This window comes from Micromonospora sp. RL09-050-HVF-A (assembly GCF_019374995.1).
In the GTDB taxonomy this organism is placed as follows: domain Bacteria; phylum Actinomycetota; class Actinomycetes; order Mycobacteriales; family Micromonosporaceae; genus Micromonospora; species Micromonospora antibiotica.
This window is the reverse complement of sequence record NZ_JAGKQP010000002.1, coordinates 2,704,096-2,727,498: the sequence shown is the minus strand read 5'-3', so window position 1 is coordinate 2,727,498 and position 23,403 is coordinate 2,704,096. Positions and strand designations below refer to the sequence as shown.

At 73.9% G+C, this 23,403-nt stretch carries 18 protein-coding genes and 1 pseudogene; 6 read left to right on the top strand and 13 right to left on the bottom strand.

Annotated elements, in window-relative coordinates; translation table 11 throughout:
• Positions 1 to 97: 97 nt before the first annotated feature.
• On the bottom strand, positions 98 to 718 hold the full coding sequence (locus tag J7462_RS11650) for a class I SAM-dependent methyltransferase (protein ID WP_374197573.1): 621 nt from the start codon (positions 716 to 718) through the stop codon (positions 98 to 100).
• A gap of 106 nt (positions 719 to 824) precedes the next feature.
• Entirely contained in the window at positions 825 to 1,892 is a 1,068-nt protein-coding gene (locus tag J7462_RS11645; RefSeq protein ID WP_219464069.1) for an NAD(P)/FAD-dependent oxidoreductase, read from the bottom strand.
• Positions 1,893 to 1,993: 101 nt separating this feature from the next.
• Between J7462_RS11645 and J7462_RS11640 the strand changes: the two genes are divergently transcribed.
• The 4 genes from J7462_RS11640 (at position 1,994) to mptB (J7462_RS11625) (ending at position 7,399) form a co-directional block, all read left to right on the top strand.
• Positions 1,994 to 2,608 carry an XRE family transcriptional regulator gene (locus J7462_RS11640; RefSeq protein ID WP_308290865.1) on the top strand — a complete coding sequence of 205 codons (615 nt, stop codon included), beginning with the start codon at positions 1,994 to 1,996 and terminating at the stop codon, positions 2,606 to 2,608.
• A gap of 109 nt (positions 2,609 to 2,717) precedes the next feature.
• Entirely contained in the window at positions 2,718 to 4,331 is a 1,614-nt protein-coding gene (locus tag J7462_RS11635; protein ID WP_308290864.1) for a hypothetical protein, read from the top strand.
• A 154-nt stretch (positions 4,332 to 4,485) separates the two neighbouring features.
• Positions 4,486 to 5,901, top strand: coding sequence for a polyprenol phosphomannose-dependent alpha 1,6 mannosyltransferase MptB (gene mptB, locus J7462_RS11630; protein WP_219464068.1), 1,416 nt, complete (start codon positions 4,486 to 4,488; stop codon positions 5,899 to 5,901).
• Positions 5,902 to 5,914: 13 nt separating this feature from the next.
• The gene (gene mptB, locus J7462_RS11625) at positions 5,915 to 7,399 is read left to right on the top strand and encodes a polyprenol phosphomannose-dependent alpha 1,6 mannosyltransferase MptB (RefSeq protein ID WP_219464067.1); all 1,485 of its coding nucleotides are present in this window, start codon (positions 5,915 to 5,917) and stop codon (positions 7,397 to 7,399) included.
• A 319-nt stretch (positions 7,400 to 7,718) separates the two neighbouring features.
• Here mptB (J7462_RS11625) and glnA read toward each other — a convergent pair whose 3' ends face one another.
• The gene (gene glnA / locus J7462_RS11620) at positions 7,719 to 9,143 is read right to left on the bottom strand and encodes a type I glutamate--ammonia ligase (protein WP_208568762.1); all 1,425 of its coding nucleotides are present in this window, start codon (positions 9,141 to 9,143) and stop codon (positions 7,719 to 7,721) included.
• A gap of 392 nt (positions 9,144 to 9,535) precedes the next feature.
• On the opposite strand from glnA, the gene J7462_RS11615 reads away from it, so the two are divergent.
• Entirely contained in the window at positions 9,536 to 9,943 is a 408-nt protein-coding gene (locus tag J7462_RS11615; protein WP_219464066.1) for an RDD family protein, read from the top strand.
• Positions 9,944 to 10,336: 393 nt separating this feature from the next.
• Here the strand turns inward: J7462_RS11615 and J7462_RS11610 are convergent, their stop codons facing one another.
• From J7462_RS11610 to lipA, 3 genes are all read right to left on the bottom strand, one after another.
• Positions 10,337 to 11,026, bottom strand: coding sequence for a DUF4191 domain-containing protein (locus tag J7462_RS11610; RefSeq protein ID WP_219464065.1), 690 nt, complete (start codon positions 11,024 to 11,026; stop codon positions 10,337 to 10,339).
• 160 nt (positions 11,027 to 11,186) lie between these two features.
• Positions 11,187 to 12,713, bottom strand: coding sequence for an NAD(P)/FAD-dependent oxidoreductase (locus tag J7462_RS11605; protein WP_219464064.1), 1,527 nt, complete (start codon positions 12,711 to 12,713; stop codon positions 11,187 to 11,189).
• Positions 12,714 to 12,928: 215 nt separating this feature from the next.
• On the bottom strand, positions 12,929 to 13,978 hold the full coding sequence (gene lipA, locus J7462_RS11600) for a lipoyl synthase (protein WP_208568758.1): 1,050 nt from the start codon (positions 13,976 to 13,978) through the stop codon (positions 12,929 to 12,931).
• Between the two features lie 358 nt (positions 13,979 to 14,336).
• On the opposite strand from lipA, the gene aspS reads away from it, so the two are divergent.
• Positions 14,337 to 15,623, top strand: coding sequence for an aspartate--tRNA(Asn) ligase (gene aspS, locus J7462_RS11595; RefSeq protein ID WP_219464063.1), 1,287 nt, complete (start codon positions 14,337 to 14,339; stop codon positions 15,621 to 15,623).
• Between the two features lie 594 nt (positions 15,624 to 16,217).
• On the opposite strand, the pseudogene J7462_RS11590 reads toward aspS, so the two are convergent.
• The 7 genes and pseudogenes from J7462_RS11590 to J7462_RS11560 all read right to left on the bottom strand — a co-directional run.
• Positions 16,218 to 16,601, bottom strand: a pseudogene (locus tag J7462_RS11590) (VOC family protein); the annotation flags it as partial.
• A 4-nt stretch (positions 16,602 to 16,605) separates the two neighbouring features.
• Positions 16,606 to 17,244, bottom strand: a complete 639-nt coding sequence (lipB, locus tag J7462_RS11585) for a lipoyl(octanoyl) transferase LipB (RefSeq protein WP_208568756.1) — start codon at positions 17,242 to 17,244, stop codon at positions 16,606 to 16,608.
• 139 nt (positions 17,245 to 17,383) lie between these two features.
• Complete coding sequence (locus tag J7462_RS11580; protein ID WP_219464062.1) at positions 17,384 to 19,207, bottom strand: DUF2079 domain-containing protein; 1,824 nt, start codon at positions 19,205 to 19,207, stop codon at positions 17,384 to 17,386.
• 64 nt (positions 19,208 to 19,271) lie between these two features.
• Positions 19,272 to 20,174, bottom strand: a complete 903-nt coding sequence (locus tag J7462_RS11575; RefSeq protein WP_219464061.1) for a TIGR01777 family oxidoreductase — start codon at positions 20,172 to 20,174, stop codon at positions 19,272 to 19,274.
• Between the two features lie 261 nt (positions 20,175 to 20,435).
• The gene (locus tag J7462_RS11570) at positions 20,436 to 21,449 is read right to left on the bottom strand and encodes an aldo/keto reductase (protein ID WP_219464060.1); all 1,014 of its coding nucleotides are present in this window, start codon (positions 21,447 to 21,449) and stop codon (positions 20,436 to 20,438) included.
• A gap of 117 nt (positions 21,450 to 21,566) precedes the next feature.
• Positions 21,567 to 22,505 (bottom strand): LLM class flavin-dependent oxidoreductase, encoded by a 939-nt coding sequence (locus tag J7462_RS11565; protein WP_219464059.1) that lies wholly within the window; start codon positions 22,503 to 22,505, stop codon positions 21,567 to 21,569.
• Positions 22,506 to 22,757: 252 nt separating this feature from the next.
• Positions 22,758 to 23,276 carry a hemerythrin domain-containing protein gene (locus J7462_RS11560; RefSeq protein WP_219464058.1) on the bottom strand — a complete coding sequence of 173 codons (519 nt, stop codon included), beginning with the start codon at positions 23,274 to 23,276 and terminating at the stop codon, positions 22,758 to 22,760.
• Positions 23,277 to 23,403: the final 127 nt, after the last annotated feature.

Here is a 23,403-nt window from a genome sequence, read left to right as displayed (position 1 = left end):
GGCGGCCATGCCGGGCCGGGCGGCCGTGCCGGGCCGGGTAGCCGGGCGACGACGGCGGCCCGGTCACCAGGGCGGCCCGGTCACCGGCCTCGCCGGGTCACCGGCGGCGGACCAGCACCAGATGGTCGATCAGGGTGCCGGCCTCGCCGTTGGGGCCGGTGGCCTGCCGCTGCGGCGCGTCGAGGCGCTCGACGTGCCATCCGTCCGGGTCGAGGTCGAGCTCGGCCAGGGTCTCCTGCGGGGTGGGGAACCGCACGTGGCGATGTTCGGCGGCACCCCACGGGGGCACCGCGCCGTGCTCGACCACCAGCAGCCGTCCGCCCGTGGCGACCGCCCGGACCGCCGCCCGCAGCACCTGCGCCCGGGGGAAGTCCAGCGGCGACTGGAGGAACTGCGCCGAGACCAGGTCGAACCTGCCCGCCGGGAAGGTCCGGGCCAGGTCGTGCCGCTGGAAGTCGACCAGGGACGCCACCCCGGCGGCCGTCACGGCGGCGGCCGACCGCTCCAACGCGGTGGTGGAGACGTCGACCGCCGTCACCCGCCAGCCCTGCCGGGCCAGCCACACCGCGTCGCCGCCCTCGCCGCAACCGAGGTCGAGGGCGCTGCCCGGCGGCAGCGCCCCGACGACGTCGACCAGGTGCGGATTGGGTCGGCCGCTCCACTGCCGCCCCCGGGCCCGGTACATCTCGTCCCAGTGCCGGGCGGTCTGCTCGTCCACGGCCGCGTCGACAACGGTTCCGTGCGTCCCGCCGCCCTGCCCGTCCTCGTTGCCGGTCCCGTGGGTACTGCGGCCCTGCCCGCCGTCCTCGTTGCCGGTCCCGTGGTCACTCACTGGCCTGTCCGCCGTCCTCGTCGCCGGTGCGGGCGGCGGTGGCCCGGTGCGCGGCCACCGCCCGGTCGGTGTCCTCGGCGATCAGGTCGGCGTTGAGCGCGGCGGCGGCCTTCAGCCCCGCCGCGGCGGCGGCGATCACGGTGGCCTGCGGGTCGGTGACGTTGCCGGCCACCCAGACGCCGGGCACCCCGGTCGCGCCGGAGGCGTCGGCGGCCACCCGGTCACCGAAGGTGTGCCCACCGACGACGAATTCCTCGGTGGGCAACCCGAGCCCGGCGAGGAAAGCGGCCCGCGCGCCGAACCGGGGGGCCACCACCAGCGCCTCCCGGGGGACCACCCGGCCGGACCGCAGCCGTACGCCGGTGAGCCGGTCGCCGGTGACCTCCAGCTCCGCCACCTCCCCGTCGACCACGGTGACGCCCCGGGCGGCCAGCTTCTCCGCCTCGTCGGCGGGCAACGGCCCGGCGGTGTGCGTGAAGACCACCACGTCGTCGGTGAGCTGACGGAACAGCAGCGCCTGGTGGGCGGCCATCGGGCCGGTGGCGAGCACCCCGACGGCCTGGTCGCGTACCTCCCACCCGTGGCAGTAGGGGCAGTGCAGCACGTCGCGGCCCCAGCGGTCGGCCAGGCCCGACACGTCGGGCAACTCGTCGACCAGGCCGGTGGTGACCAGCAACCGGCGGGTGTGCAGGGTACGGCCGTCGGCCAGGGTCACCGCGAACCGCCCCGGACCGACGTCGCCCGCCGGTGCCGTGGCGTCGTGCGGGTGGGCCGGGTCGATCGGGTGGGTAGGGTCGATCGGGTGGGTGGCGGTGACGGTGCCGTCGAGGACGGTCACGCCGTACCGGGCCACCTCGGACCGGCCCGTCGCGTACAGGTCGGCGGGTGGGACACCCTCGTTGGTCAGGAAGTTGTGCACGTGGTCGGCCGGGGCGTTGCGCGGGGCACCACCGTCGACCACCACCACGTCGCGGCGGAACCGGCCCAGGGCGAGCGCACCGCTGAGCCCGGCCGCACCGCCACCGACCACCACCACGTCGTGCACCACCGGGTACGTCATGACCGCCTCCTCACGGGCGGGTCCGTCCCGCCGATGCCCCGGATCGTGCGCCCGGATCACCGTACTGCCAAATCTGGTTGCCGAAATGGCAAACTGGTGCGGTGACCGACGACCACAGCGACATCCCCCCGGACGAGGTGCTCACCGCCGTCGGACCCCGGCTGCGGGCGCTGCGGCAGCAGCGCGGCGTGACCCTGGGTCAGCTCGGCGCGGCGACCGGCATCTCGGTCAGCACGCTGTCCCGGCTGGAGTCCGGTGGCCGGCGGCCCACCCTGGAACTCCTGCTCGCCCTGGCCCGCTTCCACCGGGTGCCGCTGGACGATCTGGTCGGCACGCCGCAGACCCGCGACCCCCGGGTCCACCGCCGGCCCGTCGTCCGTCACGGCGTCACCATCGTGCCGTTGACCCGTCGCCCGGGTGGCGTCCAGGCGTACAAGATGATCTATCCACCGCAGGTGCCGGTGGGGGAGCCGACCCAGCAGGCGCACGAGGGGTACGAGTGGCTCTACGTGCTCTCCGGCCGGGTCCGGCTGCTGCTCGGCAGCCACGATCTCACCCTCGACGCCGGTGAGGTCGCCGAGTTCGACACCCGCACCCCGCACTGGTTCGGCAACCCCTACGACGAGCCGGCGGAGATCCTCAGCCTCTTCGGCCCCCAGGGTGAGCGCCTGCACGTCCGCGCCCGCCCGTCCCCGGTCCGCCCCACCCGCCCCTGACCGGCAGCCCGGGTGCCGGCGCGCTGGCGGTGCACTGGCGGCGTGCGCTGGCGGTACGCGCGACCACCCCGGGCGGGTGTCACCGCGCCTACCGTGGTAGGACTGCTCGGTGCCGACGACCCGCCGTGAGCAGTCCGCGCGTCCCGTCCTCGCGGCGCTGGCGGTGTCGCTGCTGCTCGCCGTCGCATTCCTGCTCGCCCCGCCGATGGGCACCGACCTGTCGGCCCAGGTCGCCCGCGCGGGCTTCGCCGACCGCAACGGCCTGGCCCCCATCGACTTCGCCTGGTACGGCGGAGTCCACCAGGGCGGTTACAGCCTCTACACCCAACTGCTCGGCGCGCTGGTCGGCGTACGGCCGCTCGGCGCGTCGGCAGCGGTCGTCTCGTCGGCGGCACTGGCCTGGCTGTTCGTCCGCTCCGGTGCCCGTCATTGCCTGCTGGGCGCGGTCCTGGGCGCGGTGGTCCTGGTCGGGAACCTGGCGAGCGGCCGGATCACCTTCGCCGTCGGGCTCGCGTTCGGGCTGCTCGCCCTCTGCGCGGTGGCGGCGCAACGACCCGGCCGGCCACTGCGGCTGGTGGCAGCCGCCCTGCTCGCCGCCCTCGCCACCTGGGCCAGCCCGGTCGCCGGTCTGTTCACCGGACTGGCCGGTGCCGCAGTGCTGCTGGCCGCCCTGCGACGAGGCGACGGCCCGGGCAGAGCACTGCCCGGCGGCTGGCGGACCACCAGCCCGGTGGCCGACGGACTCGTCCTCAGCCTCACCCCCGCGCTCGCCCTCGCGCCGATGGCGGTGCTGTTCGGCAACGGCGGCACCCAGCCGTACTCGGCCGAGTCGATGCGGATCAACGTGGCGCTGGCCGTGCTGGGGTACGCCGTCCTCGGCCGGCAACACCGGGTGCTGCGCATCGGCGCGCTGCTGACCGTGGTGTTGCTGGTCGCCGCCTTCTACCTGCCCAGCCCGATCGGCTCCAACGCCCTGCGGCTGCCGATGCTCTTCGGCCTGCCGCTGCTCGCCGCGTTCGCTGCGGTGCGCGGACCGTGGCTGGCCGGTCTGCTCGTCGCCGCTGTCTGGTGGCAGAACCCGGTGATGGTCAGCGACGTGACGCGCGCCGGTTCAGTGCAGAGCGGCGCCGCCTTCTACCGTCCGCTCGTCGACGAACTGGCCCGACGGCAACCGGTGGGCCGGGCCGAGGTGGTGCCGCTGCGCGACCACTGGGAGTCGGCGTACCTCCCACCGACCGTCCCGCTGGCCCGTGGGTGGGAACGGCAGGTCGACGCCGACCGCAACGCGATCTTCTACACCGGCCGGCTGACCGCCGACTCGTACGCCCAATGGCTGCGCGCCAACGCCGTCCGCTACGTCGCCGTCGCGCCCGACGCGCCACCCGACCGGTGGGCGCGCGACGAGGCCAACCTGGTGCTGGGCGGCCAGCCCTACCTGCGCGAGGTGTGGCGCAACGCCGACTGGCGGCTGTACGCCGTCGCCGACCCCGCGCCGATGGTGAGCGCTCCCGGACGGCTGGTCTCCGCGGATCAGAGCGGGGTCCGGTTCACGGCCGACCGGACCGGGAACGTGCAGGTGCGCGTACGGTGGTCGCGCTGGCTCTCGCTGTCGGGGGCAGCCGGCTGTCTGCGGCCGGGACCCGACGGGTGGACCGAGATCAGGGTGGACGGCCCGGGTGAGTTCTGGATGTCGAGCGACCTCCTGCCCGCGCGTCACTGCTGACCGGGTCGACCGGCCGCCGCGACGTGGCCGGCCCGCGCCCACCCGCCGAGTGGCCCCGGTGCCGACACCAGGGCGCTCCCGCCCACCGCCGCCGTAGCCCACTGCCATAGCCCACCCCCGTGGCGTCACCGTGGTACTGGCAGCATGTTCTCCCATGCCCCTCCCCTTGGCGCGCTGGACCGGCCTGGCCGGCTCGACGATGCTCGCCGTCGCAGCGTTCCTGGGCGGCGCGCTGCCTTCCTCGCGGCACGGAAACACCCCGGTCGGCATCTGGCAGGGCCCGAACGGGCCCCTGCTCGTCGCGCTGTGGGTGGTCGGGCTGGGGCTGATGGCCGCAGTGTGGTGGACGCTGCGCGATCGCGTCCCGTCGACCCGGTGGGCGCTGGTGACCATCGGGCTCTGGCTCGTCCCGCTGCTCGTCGCCCCCCCACTGGCCAGTCGGGACGTGTACGCGTACGCCTGCCAGGGTGCCACCTACGCTGCCGGGTTCAACCCGTACGAGCAGGGGGTGTCGGCGCTGCCGTGCCCGTGGTTGGACACGGTCTCGCCGATCTGGCGGGACACCCCGGCCCCGTACGGGCCGCTGTTCGCCCTGCTCTCCGGCGCGGCGGTGGCGGCGACGGACTCACTGGTCGGCAGCATCGTGCTGTTCCGGCTGCTGGCGGTGGCCGGGGTCGCCCTGCTCGCGGCGGTGCTGCCGGTACTGGCCCGCCGATGCGGGGTGGCACCGGAACGGGCGCTGTGGCTGACGCTCGGGTCGCCGCTGGTCGGGGTGCACCTGGTCGCCGGCGCGCACAACGACGCGCTGATGGTCGGACTGCTCGTCGCCGGGCTGGCGGTGGTGGCGTCACATCCCGGCCGCCCCGGCCCGCTGCTGGCCGGTGGCATGCTGCTCGGCCTGGCTGCCGGGATCAAGGTGACCGCGTTGGTCGTCGTGCCCTTCGCCGCGTTGGCCGCGCTGGCCGGAACGTACTCCATCCGCAGGCTCTGCCGGGACGGCGGCTGGGTGGTCGGTGGCGCGGTGGGGACGGTGGTCGGGGCGACGTTGGCGGCCGGACTGAACTTCGGCTGGATCTCCGGCCTGCAGCAGGGTGGCCTGGCGATCGCCTGGACGTCGCCGCCGACCGCCGTCGGGCAGACCGCCGGCTACGTCGCGGCCCTGTTCGGCGCGGACATCGACGCGCTACCGGTGACCCGGACGATCGGCATGCTGGTGCTGGCGGTGCTGCTGGTCTGGTTGTGGTGGCGGGCCCGCACCCGCGACCCGCTCTGGCACGCCGGCCTGGCACTCGCCGCGACGGTGGCCCTCGCGCCGCTGTTCCACCCCTGGTACTGGCTGTGGCCGCTGGCCGTGCTCGCCGCGACCACCCACCGGCCGACCCGGTGGTTCGCGTTGGTGGCGTTGCTCTCGTCGTTCCTGGTGCTGCCCGACGGCACCGGGCTGCCCCGGTACACCAAGATGCCCGGTGCCCCGCTGATGACGCTGTTGGTGATCGTGGTGGCCGTCCGGTTGGTACGGTCGGCTCGGGCGGGCCGGCGGCCCGCCCCCGTGGACGCGCCCGCCGACTGAGGAGAGGTGGCCGGTGACCGAGCCCGGCGTGCCGACCGGGAGGCGGGCCCGTGCGGCGCGTCACCTCGGGTTGACCGGAGCGGTGCTGCTCGCCGTGGCCGGCTGGCTGGGCGGGGTGCTGCCCGAGGTGCCGCCGACCGGGCCGTGGCGCGCGCCACACGGGCCGGCAGCGGTCCTCTGCTGGCTGGTCGGGACGGCGCTGATGGTGGGTGCCTGGTGGGCGTTGCGCGCCGGTGCACCGTCCACCCGGTGGGCGTACGTCACCGCCGGGCTGTGGACCCTGCCGCTGCTGCTCACCCCACCGCTGGCCAGCCGGGACGTCTACTCGTACGCCTGCCAGGGGTGGTCGTACGCGGCCGGGCACGACCCGTACCGGGTGGGGGTGGCGGCGGCCGGCTGCCCGTGGGTCGACGCGGTCGCGCCGATCTGGCGGGACACCCCGGCCCCGTACGGCCCCGCCTTCGTGCTGCTGGCCGCGCTCGCCGCGGTGCTCGGCGGGACCCTGGTCGGCACCCTGATGGTGCTGCGGCTGTACGCGGTGGCCGGGGTGCTGCTGGTGGCGCTCTGCCTGCCCGGCCTGGCCCGCGCCGCCGGGGTACCCACCCGCCGGGCGGCCTGGCTGGGGTTGGCCTCCCCCCTGGTCGGGGTGCACCTGGTGGCCGGCGCGCACAACGACGTGGTGATGCTCGGTCTGCTCCTGCTGGGCCTGCTGGTGCTGGTGCGCGCGCCCGGCCGGACCCGGGGGCTGCTCGTCGCCGGGGTGCTGCTCGGGCTGGCGATGGCGGTGAAGGCGACAGCGGTGGTGGTGCTGCCGTTCGCGGCGTTGGCGGCGGTGCACGGCCGCTACACCCTCCGGGCCCTGCTGTGCGACGGCGGCCGGCTCGCCGGGGTGGCCCTGGCCACCCTGGCGGCGGTCTCGGCGCTGTCCGGCCTGGGGCTGGGCTGGGTCGCCGGGTTGGCCCGCAGCGGTGACTCACAGCAGTGGACGTCGGCGCCGACGGCGGTCGGTTTCGTGGTCGACTACGTCGGCGAGCTGGCCGGTCGGCGGCCGGACGCGGTGCCGGTGACCCGGGCGGTGGGCCTGCTGCTCCTGGCGGGGCTGCTGGTGCTGCTCTGGTGGCGGGCGTGGACGGCGCTGCGCCGGCTCAACGACGTCCGGCAGCGGGTGCACCGGCTGGCGGCGGCCCGGCCCCGGGTCACCCTGGGCGCGGCGGGCGCGGCGCTGGCCGCGACGGTGCTGCTCGCCCCGGTCCTGCACCCGTGGTACGTGACCTGGCCGTTGCTGCTGCTCGCGGTGTCGGCGACCCGGACGACCTGGTTCGTGGTGCCGGCGGCGGTGGCGGCCTTCCTCACCCTGCCCGACGGCACGTCGGTCGCCCGGTACACCAAGGCACCCGGCGCGATCGTGATGACCGCGCTGCTGCTGGTGCTGCTGGTCGGCGCGGCACGGGGCCGGTGGCATCCAACGGACCGGCGTGACGGTGCCGGGCCGGCGTGACGGTGCGGGGCCGGCGTGACGGTGCGGGTCGTGTAACGCTGCGGGCTGGCGTGACGGAACGGGCCGGCGTGACGGTGCCGGGCCGATGTGACGGTGCCGGTCGTGTAACGCTGCGGGCTGGCGTGACGGAACGGGCCGGCGTGACGGTGCCGGGCCGATGTGACGGTGCCGGTCGTGTAACGCAGCGGGTTGGCGTGACGGAACGGGCCGGGGTGACGGAACGGGCCGGGGTGACGGAACGGGCCGGGGTGACGGAACGGGCCGGCTCCGCGGAAGCGGAGCCGGCCCGGCCGGTGGAACGTGACCGTCGAGGCGGACCTCAGCAGTCGAAGTACATCGCGAACTCGTGCGGGGTCGGGCGCAGACGCACCGGGTCGACCTCGTTGGCCCGCTTCCAGCCGACCCAGGTGGAGATCAGGTCGGGGGTGAAGACGCCACCGTCGAGCAGGTAGTCGTGGTCGGCCTCCAGCGCGTCGAGCACCTCCGGCAGCGAGCCCGGCACCTGCTTGACGTCGCCCCACTCCTCCGGCGGGAGGTCGTAGAGGTCCTTGTCGATCGGGGCCGGCGGCTCCATCTTGCTCTTGATGCCGTCCAGGCCGGCCATCATCATGGCCGAGAAGGCGAGGTACGGGTTGCTGGACGGGTCCGGCACCCGGAACTCGACCCGCTTGGCCTTGGCGTTGCTGCCGGTGACCGGGATGCGGGTGCAGGCGGAGCGGTTGCGCTGCGAGTAGACCAGGTTGACCGGGGCCTCGTAGCCGGGCACCAGCCGACGGTACGAGTTGACCGTCGGGTTGGTGAACGCCAGCAGCGACGGGGCGTGGTGCAGCAGACCACCGATGTACCAGCGGGCGGTGTCCGACAGGCCGGCGTAGCCGGTCTCGTCGTAGAACAGCGGCTCGCCGTTGAGCCAGAGGCTCTGGTGGGTGTGCATGCCGGAGCCGTTGTCGCCGAAGAGCGGCTTGGGCATGAAGGTGGCCGTCTTGCCGTTGGCCCAGGCCTCGTTCTTCACGATGTACTTGAAGAGCTGGAGCTGGTCACCGGCGTGCAGCAGGGTGGAGAACTTGTAGTTGATCTCCGACTGGCCGGCGGTGCCGACCTCGTGGTGCGAACGCTCCACGGTGAACCCGCCGTCGACCAGCCGACGCACGATCGAGTCGCGCAGGTCGGCGTAGTGGTCCACCGGCGGCACCGGGAAGTAACCACCCTTGTACGCGGTCTTGTAGCCGCGGTTGCCGCCGGCCTCCTCACGACCGGTGTTCCACGCGCCCTCGATCGAGTCGATGTAGTAGAACGACTGGTGCGCCGAGGTCTCGTGGCGGATCGAGTCGAAGATGTAGAACTCGGCCTCGGCACCGAAGTACGCCGTGTCGGCGATGCCGCTGGCGGCGAGGTAGGCCTCGGCCTTCTTGGCCACGTTGCGCGGGTCCCGCGAGTACGCCTCACGGGTGAACGGGTCGTGGATGAAGAAGTTGAGCGCGAGGGTCTTCTGCGCGCGGAACGGGTCGATGAAGGCGGTCGCGACGTCCGGGAGCAGGAGCATGTCCGACTCGTGGATCGCCTGGAAACCGCGGATCGACGAACCGTCGAACGCGAGACCGTCGGTGAAGACGCTGTCGTCGAAGGACTCCACCGGCAGATTGAAGTGCTGCATCACGCCGGGCAGGTCACAAAAACGTACGTCGACGAACTTTACGTCCTCGTTCTTGAGGTATCGCAGGAGTTCCTCGGGATTGGCAAACACACGTCCTCCTGGCACGTCCACTCCGGTGGCTGGGCTCTGGCGACGCTATGACCGTGGGGTTGCTCGCCCGTGTCTCCAATGTTTCTGCCGTGTTACGCCGCTAGCGGAGCGTCATCTGCGCCGCTCAGTACCCGCCGGGTTGTCCGTTCGGACGATACCGGCTGAAGCGCTGTGCTGCCATTCGTAGTGATTAGACCGAATGTGCACAGATTGCTGGAACACCCTGCCTGTCCACCTGGTGACCGGCCGCCGACCGACCCGGGGCCCGGGTGACCACCCCCGGCCGGCCGCCGTCCCTGAGCGGTAGCGGGTGCCGGTGCCGCCCTGAGTGGTGGCGGGTGCCGGTGCCGCCCTGGCCGGTGGCAGGGCGGTGCTGACTACCCTTGAGCACCGTGACGAGTTCGCCTGCGGCGCCGGTGCCGCCCGCCACCGATCCCGCCTTCACCCCGCCGACCCTCGGCCGACGGTTCGGGGCCCTGGTGATCGACTGGGTGCTCTGCCTGCTGGTGGCGAACTTCTTCGCCGACCCGGTCCGCGACGGCTGGGCCCCGGTGGCGGTGCTCATCGTCGAGTACGGCCTCTTCCTCGGCCTCTTCGCCCAGACCCCCGGGATGAGGATCACCCGGCTGCGCTGCCTCGACTGGTCCGACGGCGGGCGGATCGGCGTCCCCCGGGCGCTCCTGCGCGGCCTGCTCCTGGCCCTGGTCGTACCGCCGCTGATCATGGACGAGCAGCGCCGGGGCCTGCACGACCGCCTCACCGGCGCGGTCATCGCCGACGCCCCCCGCCCCACCACCTGATCGCCCCGCCGCCGGGTGCCCGCCCCGCCCGGCGGGTGCCCGCCCCGCCCGGCGGGTGCCCGCCCGCCCGGCGGGTGCCCGCCCCGCCCGGCGGGTGCTCGCGGCGCTGCCCGGCGAGTGCTCGCGCTGCCCGCCAGGTGCTCGCCGCCCGGGCGCTCGCGGCCGACCCCCGCTGCGGAGAGGACCACGCCGGGTCGCGTGCAGGCGCGGCACGGGTGGGCGCGGGGCGGGCAGGCGTTGTCCCCCGCGCAGAGGTGGACACACGGGCACGAGGCAGAGCCGGGTGGCACGGGCAGAGCCGGGTGGGCACGGGCAGAGCCGGGTGGGCACGGAGCCGGCCGGTGGCAGGTGGCAGCCGGCCGGTGGCCGGTGGCCGGGCGTACGACGGGGGTGTCAGCGGCCCCGGGTCTGGCGGAACGCGCGGCCCGGGGGCCGCATGTTCTTCGGGATCGCGCCCTTGGGCATCTGCGGGCGGGCGGTGAGCGCCTTGAGCCGCTTGTCGAGCGAGTTGACGTCCTTGCCGTTGAGGGTGCGCGGCAGCCGCATCAGGGTCATCCGCAGCTTGCGGATCGGCAGCTCACCCTCGCCCTGGCCGATCACGTAGTCGTGCAGCGGCGCGGAGCCGATCACCTTGGCCAGCCGGCGCTTCTCCTGGCCCAGCAGGCCACGGACCCGCTGCGGGTTGCCCTCGGCGAGCAGGATCACGCCGGGCCGGCCGATCACCAGGTGCACCATGTCCATCTGGGTGGTGGAGCTGACCGCCGGGGTGACCCGCCAGTCGCCACGCATGCTCTCCATGATCTGCGCCGCCGCGCCCGGCTGCCCCTCGGCGGCGTTCATCATCGCCTTGTTGGACCGCAGGTTGAGCACGACGAGCAGGGCGAGCAGGGCGAACAGGATGCCGATCGGCAGCCACAGCCAGCCCCAGAGGATCACCGCGACCACGGAGAGCGCGAGCGGGATCAGCACCGCCCCGGCGGCCAGTGGCGCGAACCACCGGTCCTGCTTGGCGGTGAACTTGAACACCATCCCGATCTGCTTCAGCCGTTGGCCGAACGAGACCTTCTCCTGGGGCTTTGCCATGCCGCCGAGTCTAGTGGTCGCCGCCAGGACGGATGATCCCCGGCCGGTGGTCGGCGGTGGGCCGCGGTGTTCCCGGGTGGCGGGACCCCGCGAGCGGGGTCGATCCCCGGCCGGCGGGGTGGGTCGGGCCGTGATCGACCGGGGCTGTTCCCGACGGTGGTCAGCCGGTGGGGGAGCGGTCCCCGGCCGGCGGTGCGGTGCGGGGGCGCGGCATGACGGGGGCGGCGCGGCCGGTGCCACCCTGACCCGTGCCGGCGTGGCCGGCACCGTCGCTGCCGCCCTCCTCGTGGTAGTCCTCCTCCACGTTGACGGCCCAGACGTCGTGGTCGGTGCCGTCGAGGATGTTCTCCGCGGCGAGCATCGCGGTGAGCATGGAGTGGTCCTGGTTGTTGTACCGGTGCATGCCGTTGCGACCCACCGGGTGCACGTTCGGCACCGCCTCGGCCAGCCAGCGGCGGATCACCTCGACAGCCTCGGCGTACCCCTCGTCGTAGACCGGGTACGCCTTCGGCATCCGCACCACGTACCCGGTGGTGACCGAGCCGGGGCGGACCAGGCCGAGCCGCTCCAGCTCGGCGGTGCCGAAGGCGACCAGCTCCGGGTCGGGGGTCGACCACAGCTCGTCGCCCTCGTTGACGAAGTACTCCAGGCCCAGGCAGGTGCCGCCGTCGCGGACCATCTCCGGCGACCAGGCGCCGTAGTTCTGGATCCGCCCGACCTGCACCCCGGGGGTGTGCACGTAGATCCAGTTGTCGGGGAAACCGGCCTCGGCCGGCACCACCAGCGCCACGGTCAGGAAGTCCCGGTGCCGCAGCGCGTCGGCGGCGTCGCGTACCGCCTGCGGGGCGGGCGGGTCCATCGCCCGGACCAGGGCCGAGATCGGCATGGTGGAGACCACGTGGTCGGCGTCGATGCGCCGCTCACCGGTCGGGCCGGCGACGGTCACCGCGACCGCCCGGCCGTCCGCGCGGTGCACGGTGCGTACCGGCGTCTCCAGCTCGACCGTCCCCCCGGCCTTGACCACCAGCTCGGCGCAGCGTTCCCACATCATCCCCGGGCCGAGCCGGGGGTAGCGAAACTCCTCGATCAGGCTGGTCACCTCGGTGCCGCCCCGCTGGGGCAGCAGCGCGCCGCGGATCGCCGCGCCGAGGGAGAGGTTGCGGATGCGCTGGGCCGCCCAGTCCGCCTGCAGCTCCGTCGCGGGGATTCCCCAGACCTTCTCGGTGTACGTCTTGAAGAACATCCGGTACAGCCGGGCCCCGAACCGGGCCGACACCCAGCCCTCGAAGTGGCTCTGGTCGGCCGGCGGGCGCACCCGCGCCCACAGGTACGACCCGACGCACCGGCACGCCTCCCACACGCCCAGGTTGCGCAGCGCGTTGCCGGCCCGCAGCGGGTAGTCGAACAGCCGCCCCTGGTAGTGGATGCGGCTCATCCGGGGGCGCAGCAGGAAGTCGTCTTCGGAGAGCAGTTCGTGCCAGAACGCCTCGACCCGGGACACCTTGGTGAAGAACCGGTGCCCGCCGATGTCGAACCGCCAGCCCTCCCGCTCCACGGTGCGGCTGATCCCGCCGACCACGTCGTCGGCCTCCACTACGTCGACCGGGGCGTGCCGCCGCGTCAACTCGTACGCGGCGGTGAGTCCGGCGGGGCCGGCGCCGATGACAACCGTGTGCGGCTGCGCCATCAAAGACACCACCATCGATGAGTTAGGGGTCGGGGCTGGCGGAATCTAACACGATCTCGCCCTGCCCGGGGAGCGTCGTCGAATCGACGCTGAGCTGCCGCCCACCACCCCTTGCGGGCGTCGCCCAGGTCTGGGAAGATCGACACACTCGAATGCCCGGCGGGCGTCGCCGTGACCCGGCGCGATCCCGGGGCATCGTTCCGCCACGGCCCGGGTCAGCCGACCGTGACCGAGGCTTCCTCGCGGGCCGTCAACGCCTGCTGGTAGAGCCGCCCCGCCCGGTACGACGAACGCACCAGCGGCCCGCTCATCACCCCGGCGAAGCCGATCTCCTCGGCCTCGGCGCGCAGCTCGACGAACTCCTCCGGCTTGACCCAGCGGGTCACCGGGTGGTGCCGGGGGGTGGGCCGCAGGTACTGGGTGATGGTGATCAGCTCGCAGCCCGCCTCGTGCAGGTCACGCAGCGCCTGGGAGACCTCCGCCCGCTCCTCGCCCATGCCCAGGATCAGGTTGCTCTTGGTGACCAGACCGGCGGCGCGGGCCTGCCGGATCACGTCGAGCGAACGCTCGTAGCGGAACGCCGGGCGGATCCGCTTGAAGATCCGGGGCACCGTCTCGACGTTGTGCGCCAGCACCTCCGGCCGGGCACCGAACACCTCGGCGAGCTGCTCGGGGACCGCGTTGAAGTCGGGGATCAGCAGCTCGACGCCGCAGCCGGACCGCAGCGCGTGGATCTGCCGGACGGTCTCGGCGTACAACCACGCGCCGCCGTCGGGCAGGTCGTCCCGGGCGACACCGGTGATGGTGGCGTACCGCAGGCCCATGGTGGCGACCGACTCGGCGACCCGGCGGGGCTCGTCGGCGTCGAACTCGGCCGGCTTGCCGGTGTCGATCTGGCAGAAGTCGCAGCGCCGGGTGCACTGGTCGCCGCCGATGAGGAAGGTGGCCTCCCGGTCCTCCCAGCACTCGTAGATGTTGGGACAGCCGGCCTCCTGGCAGACGGTGTGCAACCCCTCACGCGAGACCAGCCCGCGTAGCTCGGTGTACTCCGGCCCCATCTTGGCCTTGACCTTGATCCACGGCGGTTTGCGCTCGATCGGCGTCTCGGCGTTGCGCGCCTCGATCCGCAGCATCCGTCGCCCCTCGGGGGCGACCGTCGCGGAGCGCGCTGCCTGCTGGGTCGTCGGCGCGGAGTGCTCGATCGTCACAAAACCGAGCCTACGCCCGACGGCGGCGATCGATGCACGTCGGGCGACCGGCGTCACGTCACCGGTCTTGTGACACCGGACACCGGCGGGCCGAAAAAGCCCGTTACAGCCGGGGGAACGGGTGTTAGCGTGCCGGCAGAGCTGTGACGGAGCCGAGTACCGCCCCGATCCGCCAGTGCAGAGAGCCGCCGGTTTGCTGGAAGGCGGTCTGACGCCGGGGCGCGAAGACCCTCCCGAGCCGCGGGAAGAACGGCGCGTCCGCGCGCCCAGTAGACCCCGCCCGGCTGGCCCCGGTGAAAAGGCGACGAATGAGGCCCCCGCCACGGCGGGGGCGAAGGTGTGGTGGCACCGCGAGGCTCCCGCTCGCCCACACCTCCCGGGGATCGCGTTGCGATTGATCGAGGAGGTAACCGCCGTGCAACGCATCCTGTCCTCCCACCTGCCCACCCGCGTCGGCGAGACCGTGCGGATCGCCGGGTGGGTGCACCGCCGCCGACTGTTGAAGTCGGTGGCCTTCCTGATCGTCCGGGACGCCGCCGGCCTGACCCAGGTGGTGGTCACCGACCCGGCCGTCCGGGCCGCCGTGACGGCACTGCCCGAGGAGACCGTGGTCGAGGTGGTCGGCACGGTCACCGCGAACGGCACCGCGCCCGCCGGGGTCGAGGTGACCCATCCGACGGTACGACCACTCGGCCCAGCCGCCGTGCCGCCGCCGTTCGACCTGTACCGGCCGGCACTCACCGCGACCCTGCCCACCCAGCTCGACCACGCCCCGGTGGCGCTGCGGCACCCGACCCGCTCGGCGGCCCTGCGGATCTCGGCGGCGGCGGTGGCCGGCTTCCGGGCCACCCTGGACGGCCGTGACTTCGTGGAGGTGCACACCCCGAAGGTGGTCGCCACGTCCACCGAGAGCGGGGCGAACGTCTTCGCCCTCGACTGGTTCGGCCGGCCCGCCTACCTGGCCCAGTCGCCGCAGTTCTACAAGCAGCTCATGGTGGGCGTCTTCGAGCGGGTCTACGAGGTGGGGCCGGTGTTCCGGGCCGAACCGCACGACACCGTCCGGCACCTGGCCCAGTACACCTCGCTCGACGTCGAGTTGGGCTTCGTCGACGACCACCGGGACGTGATGGCGGTGCTGCGGGACACCCTCGCGGGGATGCTCGCCGAGGTGGCCCGGCGGGCCGGCGGCGCGGTGGCGACCCTGGGGCTGACCCTGCCCGACGTGCCGGTCGAGATCCCGGCCGTGCACTTCACCGAGGCGCTGCGGATCGCCGGCGCACCCGCCGACGAACCCGACCTGGCCCCCGCCCACGAGCGGACACTGAGCGAGTGGGCCCGTGCCACCCACGGCTCGGACTTCCTCTTCGTCACCGGGTACCCGATGGCGAAGCGGCCGTTCTACACCCACCCCGACCCGGCGCGGCCCGCGTACTCGAACGGCTTCGACCTGCTCTTTCGCGGGCTGGAGCTGGTCACCGGCGGGCAGCGGCTGCACCGCCACGCCGACTACCTGGCGGCGCTGGCGGCGCGCGGCGAGCCGGTCGAGCCGTACGCCGGGTACGTGGACGCGTTCCGGCACGGGATGCCGCCGCACGGCGGCTTCGCGATCGGCCTGGAACGCTTCGTGGCCCGGCTGGTCGGTGCGACGAACGTCCGGGAGGTCACCGCCTTCCCCCGCGACCTGCACCGGCTGGCCCCCTGAGCCGCCGGGTGTCCGCGCGACCGGCCTGCCGTGGGCCCTCACCAGGCGTCTGGGTACGCACTCTGGGTAGTGGTCTCGCTGAACTCGCTGTTGGTTGCTCTCCGTGATCGATGCGAGGTGTGGGCAAAGCTGATTTTTGCCGGGCAGCATCCCGCACCTCGCTGAACAGGAGTTTTGCTGCCACCCCTTCCTGTCCCACTTACCCGCCCATTCGCACTTTGCTCTGCTGCCATCGACGCGACGGTCACTCTCCGCATGCGGTGCGTCCAGGGCAGCAGAGCAAAGTGTGCGAGTGAGGTAAGTGACGCCCGGCGAGGTCTTTACGCTGCGTAGCGGACGGGGAGGTGCTGCGGCGGCTGGAGCGGGACCCGGGACCGGAGCCCGGGATCGGCAGCCGGGACCGGAGCCCGGGATCGGCAGCCGGGAGCGGAGCCCGGGAGCGGGACCAGTGCGGGGGCCGGGCCGGGATCGGAACAGATGGGGGATGCGGGGGCGGGGGCGGGAGGTAGGACCTGGGCCCCGGCCCGGCGGATACCGGGCCCGGTGGAGCTGCAGCGGCTCGACGGAGGCAGCGGGCAGCGGCGTCAGGCCGGGGCCGAGCAGGTCCCAGCGGTTGCCGGCGATGTCCCGGAACACCGCCACCCGACCGTACGGTTCGGTGCGCGGCGGCTTCACGAACTCCACGCCGGCGTCGACCATTCGCCGGTGGACGGCGTCGAAGTCGTCGACCTGGAGGAAGAAGCCGACCCGACCGGCCACCTGGTCACCGACCACCGCCTCCTGCCGTTCCCCGTCGGCGCGGGCCAGCAGGATGCCGGTCTGCGCGCCGGGCGGGCGGACCACCACCCACCGCTTCGGGCGGCCGCCGTTGGTCAGCGACGGCTCGTCCTCGACCAGCTCGAAACCGAGGATCCCGGTGAAGAACGCGATGGCCGGGTCGTAGTCGGCGACGACGACGGTGACGAGGTCGATCCGCACCCGCTCAGCCGAGCAGGGTGGGCAGGTGCCGCTCCACCACGGGCAGCACCTCGGCCACCGTCACGGGGCGGCCCAGCTCGGCGGTGAGCGAGGTGGTGCCGGCGTCGGCGATGCCGCAGGGCACGATCCGGTCGTAGTACGACAGGTCGCAGTCGCAGTTGATCGCGAAGCCGTGCTGGGTGACGCCCCGGGCGACCCGGATGCCGATGGCGGCCACCTTGCGGGCCGGGCCCCGGTCGTCGTCGGGCACCCAGACGCCACTGCGCCCCTCGACCCGGCCGGCGGTCAGCCCGAACTCGGCGCAGACGTCGATCAGCAACTGCTCGGTGCGGCGGACGTAGGCGACCACGTCGACCGGGTCGGGCAGCCGGACGATGGGATAGCCGACGAGCTGCCCCGGACCGTGCCAGGTGATCTTGCCGCCCCGGTCGACGTCGACCACCGGGGTGCCGTCCATCGGCCGGTCCCAGGGCTCGGTGCGCTTGCCGGCGGTGTAGACGCTCGGGTGTTCCAGCAGCAGCACGGTGTCGCCACGCTCACCGGCCACCACTTCGGCGTGCAGCCGCCGCTGCTCGTCCCACGCGGTCGGGTAGTCGACCACACCGGCCCGGACGGCGGTCACCCCGGAAGTCGTCACGCTCACCCCGCCACCCTAGCCCCGCCCGCCCGCGCTCCGCCCCGTGAGCCTCGTCGCCCCACCCTGCGTGACCCCAGGCACTGGGCGTGACCCCGCGCGTCCGGGCGTGGACCTGCGCCGTGGGCGTGACCGGTCAGGGGGACCGTCAGGCGGCGGGGACCGTCCAGAGCCACACGTCGTCCACCCGGCGGGGCTCGCCGAGCAGGGCGGTGGCGGTACGGCGCAGGGCGTCCTCGTCGAGGTCGTACTTGGCCCCGTGCACCTCGTCGGGCAGGACGACCGCCTCGACCCCCCAGTACCGCAGGTCCGCCCGGGACAGGCGGATGCTGCCCTCGGTGACGATCGGCACCAGCCCGGTCCGGCCGGCCTGGTCCATCAGCGTGTCGAAGGTGCGCGGCGGCGGCCCGATCCGCCCCCGCCCGTCGGGGCCGCCCGGGCCGAGGAAGAAGCCGGCGGGCAGCCGGAACTCACCCTGCCGGTGGGACAGGGCGTACGCCTGCCAGCGCTGCCCGTCGGGCGTGACGTCCAGGGTCAGCGGGATCGGGGTGAGCACCCCGCCCGGTGAGACGTACTCCCGCCAGGTGCCGGCGGTGACGAACTCCGGCACCGGCGGGCGGACGCTGGTCAGCAGCGGGGTCGGCAGCAGCGGCAGCAACGCCACGGCGAAACCCACCCCCCACACCCAGGCCGCCGTGCGACCCGGTGGCGTCGCCCGCAGCCGGTCGACGGTGTACGCCAGCAGCACCCCGATGACCGGGGCGACCACCAGGGCCAGCCGGGACGGCAGGGCGGCGTTGACCACCGGCAGGTCGTCCAGCACCCCGAAAGGCAGCAGTTGACCGGTACGGCTCCCGTTCCACTTCGCCACCGGCCCCCAGGACAGCACCGCGAACACCACGGCGGTCACCCCGAGCGCGGTCAGCGTGGCCTGCCGGCCGGGGCTGGCCCGACGCCACAGCCACCCGAAGCAGACCACGGTGAGCAGCAGCAGCGGCACCCCGAAGAAGCTGTTCTCCTCGGTCGGGTTGGGCGCCAGCGTGGTGTCCCAGCCCAGCGCCCCGGCCACCGACCGGCTCGGGTACGCCCCGAACGCGGCGATGTCCTCGGCGTGGATGACCGGGTCGAAACCGGTGCCGTGGAACCGTTGCGGCCCGGCGAAGTGCAACCACAGCGGGTACGCCAGCAGCACCCCGGCGACCAGCGCGGTCACCGCCAACCCGCGCAGGAGGTCCGGCAACGCGGCGCGGGCCTGCGCCCGGCGGGCCGGGTGCAGCGCCCAGACGGCGAGGAAGACGGCGACTGCCAGCGCGGTGAAGAACAACCCCTCGGCGGCGATCGAGAAGGCCACCGCGACCAGCACCCCGAGCACCAGCCCGCCCCGCAACCAACGGCCCGGCCGGCGCAGCGCGAACACCCCGGCCACCAGCAGCGGCACCAACCAGCCGGCGGTCCAGTTCAGGTGGGCGTTGGCGTGCGCGACCATGCCGGGGGAGTAGGCGACGAACAGCGCCCCGACGCCCGCCGCGAGCCGACTGGCGACCAGGTGCCGGGAGAGCAACCAGTACCAGGCCAGCGCGGTGGCGGCGAGGTTGAGGGTGAGGATCACCAGGAACGTCGCCGGCGGCCCGATCAGGTACGTCAGCGGTGCGAAGACCACCGCGTACACGGTGATCGAGGTGTTGACGGCGAGGTTCACCCCGTCCGGCACGTTGAGCAGATGGGTGAAGAGCGGGTTCTCCCCGTGCGTGACCGCGTGCCCGCCGAAGGCGAGCAACCACTCGAAGAGTGCCTGGTCGCTGGAGTTCACGGTGATCGCCCGCTGGTTCGGGTCGCGCCACAGGCCGCTGGTCACCCAGACCGCCAGCGCCACCGCGACGACCAGCATGATCAGGTCGGCCCGCCGACCCCGGGCGGTGTCGGGGGCGGCGGTGGGTGGCTGGTCGGCGGCCAGGGTCGGGGAAGTCGGCACGGAGCGGACGTTACCAACCGGAACTGGACCGACCGGTCGGACCCGCGACCCCGACCCCTCCCGGTCAGTCGTCGTGCAGGGCGGCGTGCAGCGCGGCGGGCAGCTCGGGGTGGGTCCAGGGGAAACCGGCCCGGGTGAGCACGGCGGGCAGGACCCGGGTGCTGGTCAGCGCCTCCTGGGCGAAGCCGCCCAGGGCGACCTTCAGGGCGAGCGCCGGAATCGGGACGATCGCCGGCCGGTGCAGTTGGCGGGCGAACTCCCGGGTGAACTCGGCGTTGGTGACCGGGTGCGGGCCGACCACATTGACCGCGCCGGCGACCTCCCCGGCGGTCAGCAGGTACACCGTGGCGTCCAGCCAGTCCAACAGTGAGATCCACGGCAGCCACTGCCGCCCACTGCCGAGCCGGCCGGCGATGCCCAGTTTGAACGGCAGCAGTTGCGGCTTGAGCAGCCCCCCGTGGCGGTGCAGCGGCAGGCCCGTCCGCAGCCGTACCACCCGTACCCCGGCGTCCTCGGCGGGCCGGGTCGCCGCCTCCCAGACCCGGCACACGTCGGCGAGGAACCCCTCACCTGCGGGGGCGTCCTCCTCGACCACCCGGTCGCCGGTGTTGCCGTACCAGCCGACCGCCGAGGAGTTGAGCAGCACCCGGGGCCGGTCCGCCGCCGGCAACCCGGCGATCGTCACGGCCAGCGTGGTGGTGCTGTCCACCCGGCTGGACCGGATCACCCGGCGGTAGTCGTCGGTCCACCGCTTGTCGCCGACCCCGGCCCCGGCCAGGTTGACCACCGCGTCGGCCGCGGCCACCACGGCCGGGTCGAGCTGCCCGGCGGCCGGGTCCCACCGCTGTTCGTCGGGGGTACGCGGCGAGCGCCGGACCAGCCGGGTGACCTGGTGCCCGTCGCCGGTGAGCCGGTCGACCAGCCGGGTGCCGAGGAAGCCGGACACGCCGGCCATCAGGATCCGCATACCCCCATCTTCGGGCACGCGCCCCCGACCGGATGCGCCGACCACCAACCCCCCCACCCCCACCCCCGCCCGCCTCGTCCCGGTGATCAAGAGGTTTGCGTCAAGATTGATCTTCAATTTGACCTGAACCTCTTGATCAACTGACCTGAACCTCTTGATCACCGGGGCCGGCCGGCGACCCGCCGAGGTGGGGTGGGGAAGTCGGGGCGGGCGGGCGGGTGGCGGGTGGCGGGTGGCGGGTGGGGTGCGCGGTGGCGGGACCTACCGGGTGGCGGGGGCGCCGGCGGGGGTCGGGCGCAGGTCGGCCAGGAGGCGCTCCACCTCGGCGAACGCGTCCGCCGGGAGGGGGCCGAGGGTGAGGGCGGCGAAGTTCTCCCGGGCCTGCGCCACCGTCCGGCACCCGGGGATCGGCAGCGTACGGGGGCTGCGGGCCAGCAGCCAGCCCAGCGCCCCCTGGGCGAGGGTACGGCCGTCCGAGGTCAACGCCGCCCGGATCGCCGCCACCCGGGCCGACCACTCGGGGGTGGGCCGGCCGTCGCGGAACCAGACCAGCCACTGCGGCGCCCGGCCCCGCACGTCGTCCGCGCCCAGCGTGCGGGTGGCCCCGGTGAGCAGGCCCATCGCCAGCGGTCCCCGGTTGAGGCTGGCCAGGTCGAAGGTGTCGCAGACGGCGAGCACCTCCGGGTTGTCGTTCAGCACCGACTCGTCGTGTTCGACGGCGACGCAGTGCGGCCCCGCCCCGGCGAACGCCCGCGCCGACCCCGGGTTGTCGGTGCTCCAGCCGTACCCGCGGATCTTGCCCTGGGTGACCAGGCCCTCCAGGGTGTCGACCAGGTCGAGCGCGGTGGACGCCGGCAGGTCGTTGAGGTGCAGCAGGTAGAGGTCCACGTGGTCGGTGCCGAGCCGACGCAGCGACCCCTCCAGGCTGGCCACCGCGTACGCCGGGCTGGCGTCCACGCCCAGCGCCCGCCGGGTCGCCTCGTCGCTGCGGTTGCCGAACTTGGTGACGATCACCGCCCGGTCCCGCCGGCCGGCGAGCGCCCGGCCGAGCACCCGCTCGCTGTGCCCGGCCCCGTAGTTGCTGGCTGTGTCGAAGAGGGTGACACCCAGGTCGAGGGCCTGGTGGACGGTGGCGACCGACTCGTCGTCGTCCACCTCACCCCAGCCGTACGGCTGACCGTCGTCGCCCCAGAGCGGGCCACCGATCGCCCAGCACCCCATGCCGATCGCGCCGACCTCGATTCCACTGCGGCCCAGAGTCCGTGTCGTCGTCATGCCGACCAGTGTTCAACCTGGAGCGCGCTCCAGGTCAAGCGATGGCCTCCGCCCCTCGGCCGGCGCCCGTGGGTGTTCCAGCCCCGGCACTCTCCGCTGTGCCCGCGGACCGGGACCTCACCCGTCCCGCGTCGCTGCGGCGCCGGGCAGCCGGGACAGGACCGGGACGAGCGGTTCGAGGGCGTCCCGGCGTACCACGAAGCGGGTGACGCCCCAGCGACGCCGGTGGGCCGCGACCGCCGCGACGATCTCGTCCACCGTGCCGATCAACACGAACGGGGTGGCCAGCAGCTCGGCGACGGTCAGCCCGATCCGGCCGGCCTGTTCGGCGGCGGCGGCCTCGGCGTCGTCGGTGACCACCACCGTCTGCACCAGCGCCTCCACCGCGGGCGGGGTGTCCCGGCCGGCCGCGCCGGCGGCCACCTGGGCGAGCTGCGCCTCGATCTGGTCGGTCCGCCAACGCGCCTCGTGCCGGTGACCGTCGGCGAGGGTACGCCCGAAACCCGTCAACCCGACCACGTCGGCGTGCGCCCCGGCCCAGCGCAGCAGCGTCGAGTTGGCGGTGCCCATGGTCAGCGGGATGCGCTCCTGCACCGGCCGGGGCGAGGTCAGCCGGGCCTCCCGCGCCACCAGGTCGGGGGAGTCGACAGTCACCGGGGAACCGTCGAGCAGGGCACGCACCGCCTCGGCGACGGCCACACAGCGGCGTACCCGGCCGGCCACGTCGGGGCGTACCCGGCCGACGGCGGCCCACTCGGCGGGGGTGTGGCCGGCCCCGACACCGAGCCGGGCCCGCCCGCCGGAGACCAGGTCGAGGGTGGCCACGTCGCCGGCGAGCAGGATCGGCTCCCGCACCCCCAGATTCGACACGTACGAGCCGAGCCCGATCGTGGTGGTCACCGACGCGGCGGCGGCGAGCGCGACGAACGGGGACGTCACGTCGCCCGGGTGGTCGGCGGCGAGCAGGGCGTCGAAGCCGACCGCCTCGGCCCGGCGGGCGAGGTCGACCCAGCCCGCCGCGTCGGTCGGGGTGGCCTGGAGCGAGAAGACGGTCACCGGCCCAGCTTTGCCGTCGCGTGCCGTTCCGGCCAGCCCGCGACCCCGGATTCTGCCAACCGGAGAATCACCGCCCACGCTCCCGACGGTCCTACCGCGCGCCCCGGCCGGGTCTGCTGCGCGCCGGCCGGGTCTGTTGCGCCCTGGCCGGGTCTGTTGCGCCCTGGCCGGGTCTGTTGCGGCCTGGCCGGGTCTGTTGCGGCCTGGCCGGGTCTGATGCGGCCTGGCCGGGTCTGCTGTGCCCCGGTGGGGTCACCAGTCCGGCGGTGGGGTCACCCCGAGCAGTTCGGTGGTGCCGCCGGCCCGGTCGCCGAGCGCGTCGAGGGCGGCGGTGAGGGTGCGTTCCTCGTAGCGGAAGTGCGATTCGAGGATGGCGGACAGCCCGTCCAGCTCGACGCGTACCCGGTCGAGGGCCGCCGGGTCGTCGGGCGGTGGGTCGGTGAACAGCGCCTCGATCCGGTGGACGATCCAGTCGACCATGCGGTGGTCCCGGCTGAGCTTGTCGAGCACGGGCCGCAGCTCGGGTGCCTCGTCGGCGAGCACCAGGAACGCCCCGGCGTCCTCGCCGGTGTGGTGCCGGGTGAGCGCCGCGCAGAAGCTGAGGCAGTGGGTACGCAGGCCGCGCAGCCGGCCTGCCCCGGGTGATCCGTCGGGACCGGCGTCGAGGCCGGCCCGGAGCTGGTCGAGTTCGTCGAGCAACCAGAGGTGGATCTCTACCAGTTGGTGGCCGAGCGCGGTCAACCGGTCGGCCGGGGTGGAATCGGGGTGCACGTGTGTCCCATGCTGTCCCGCGCCTCCATGCCCTCGGCGGTCTCCTTGCCGGGTGCACTGCGACGCTGGCGACGATCCTACGACCCACCCGCCGCGCTGTCCGCCCTCCCACCGCCACGGATGCCGA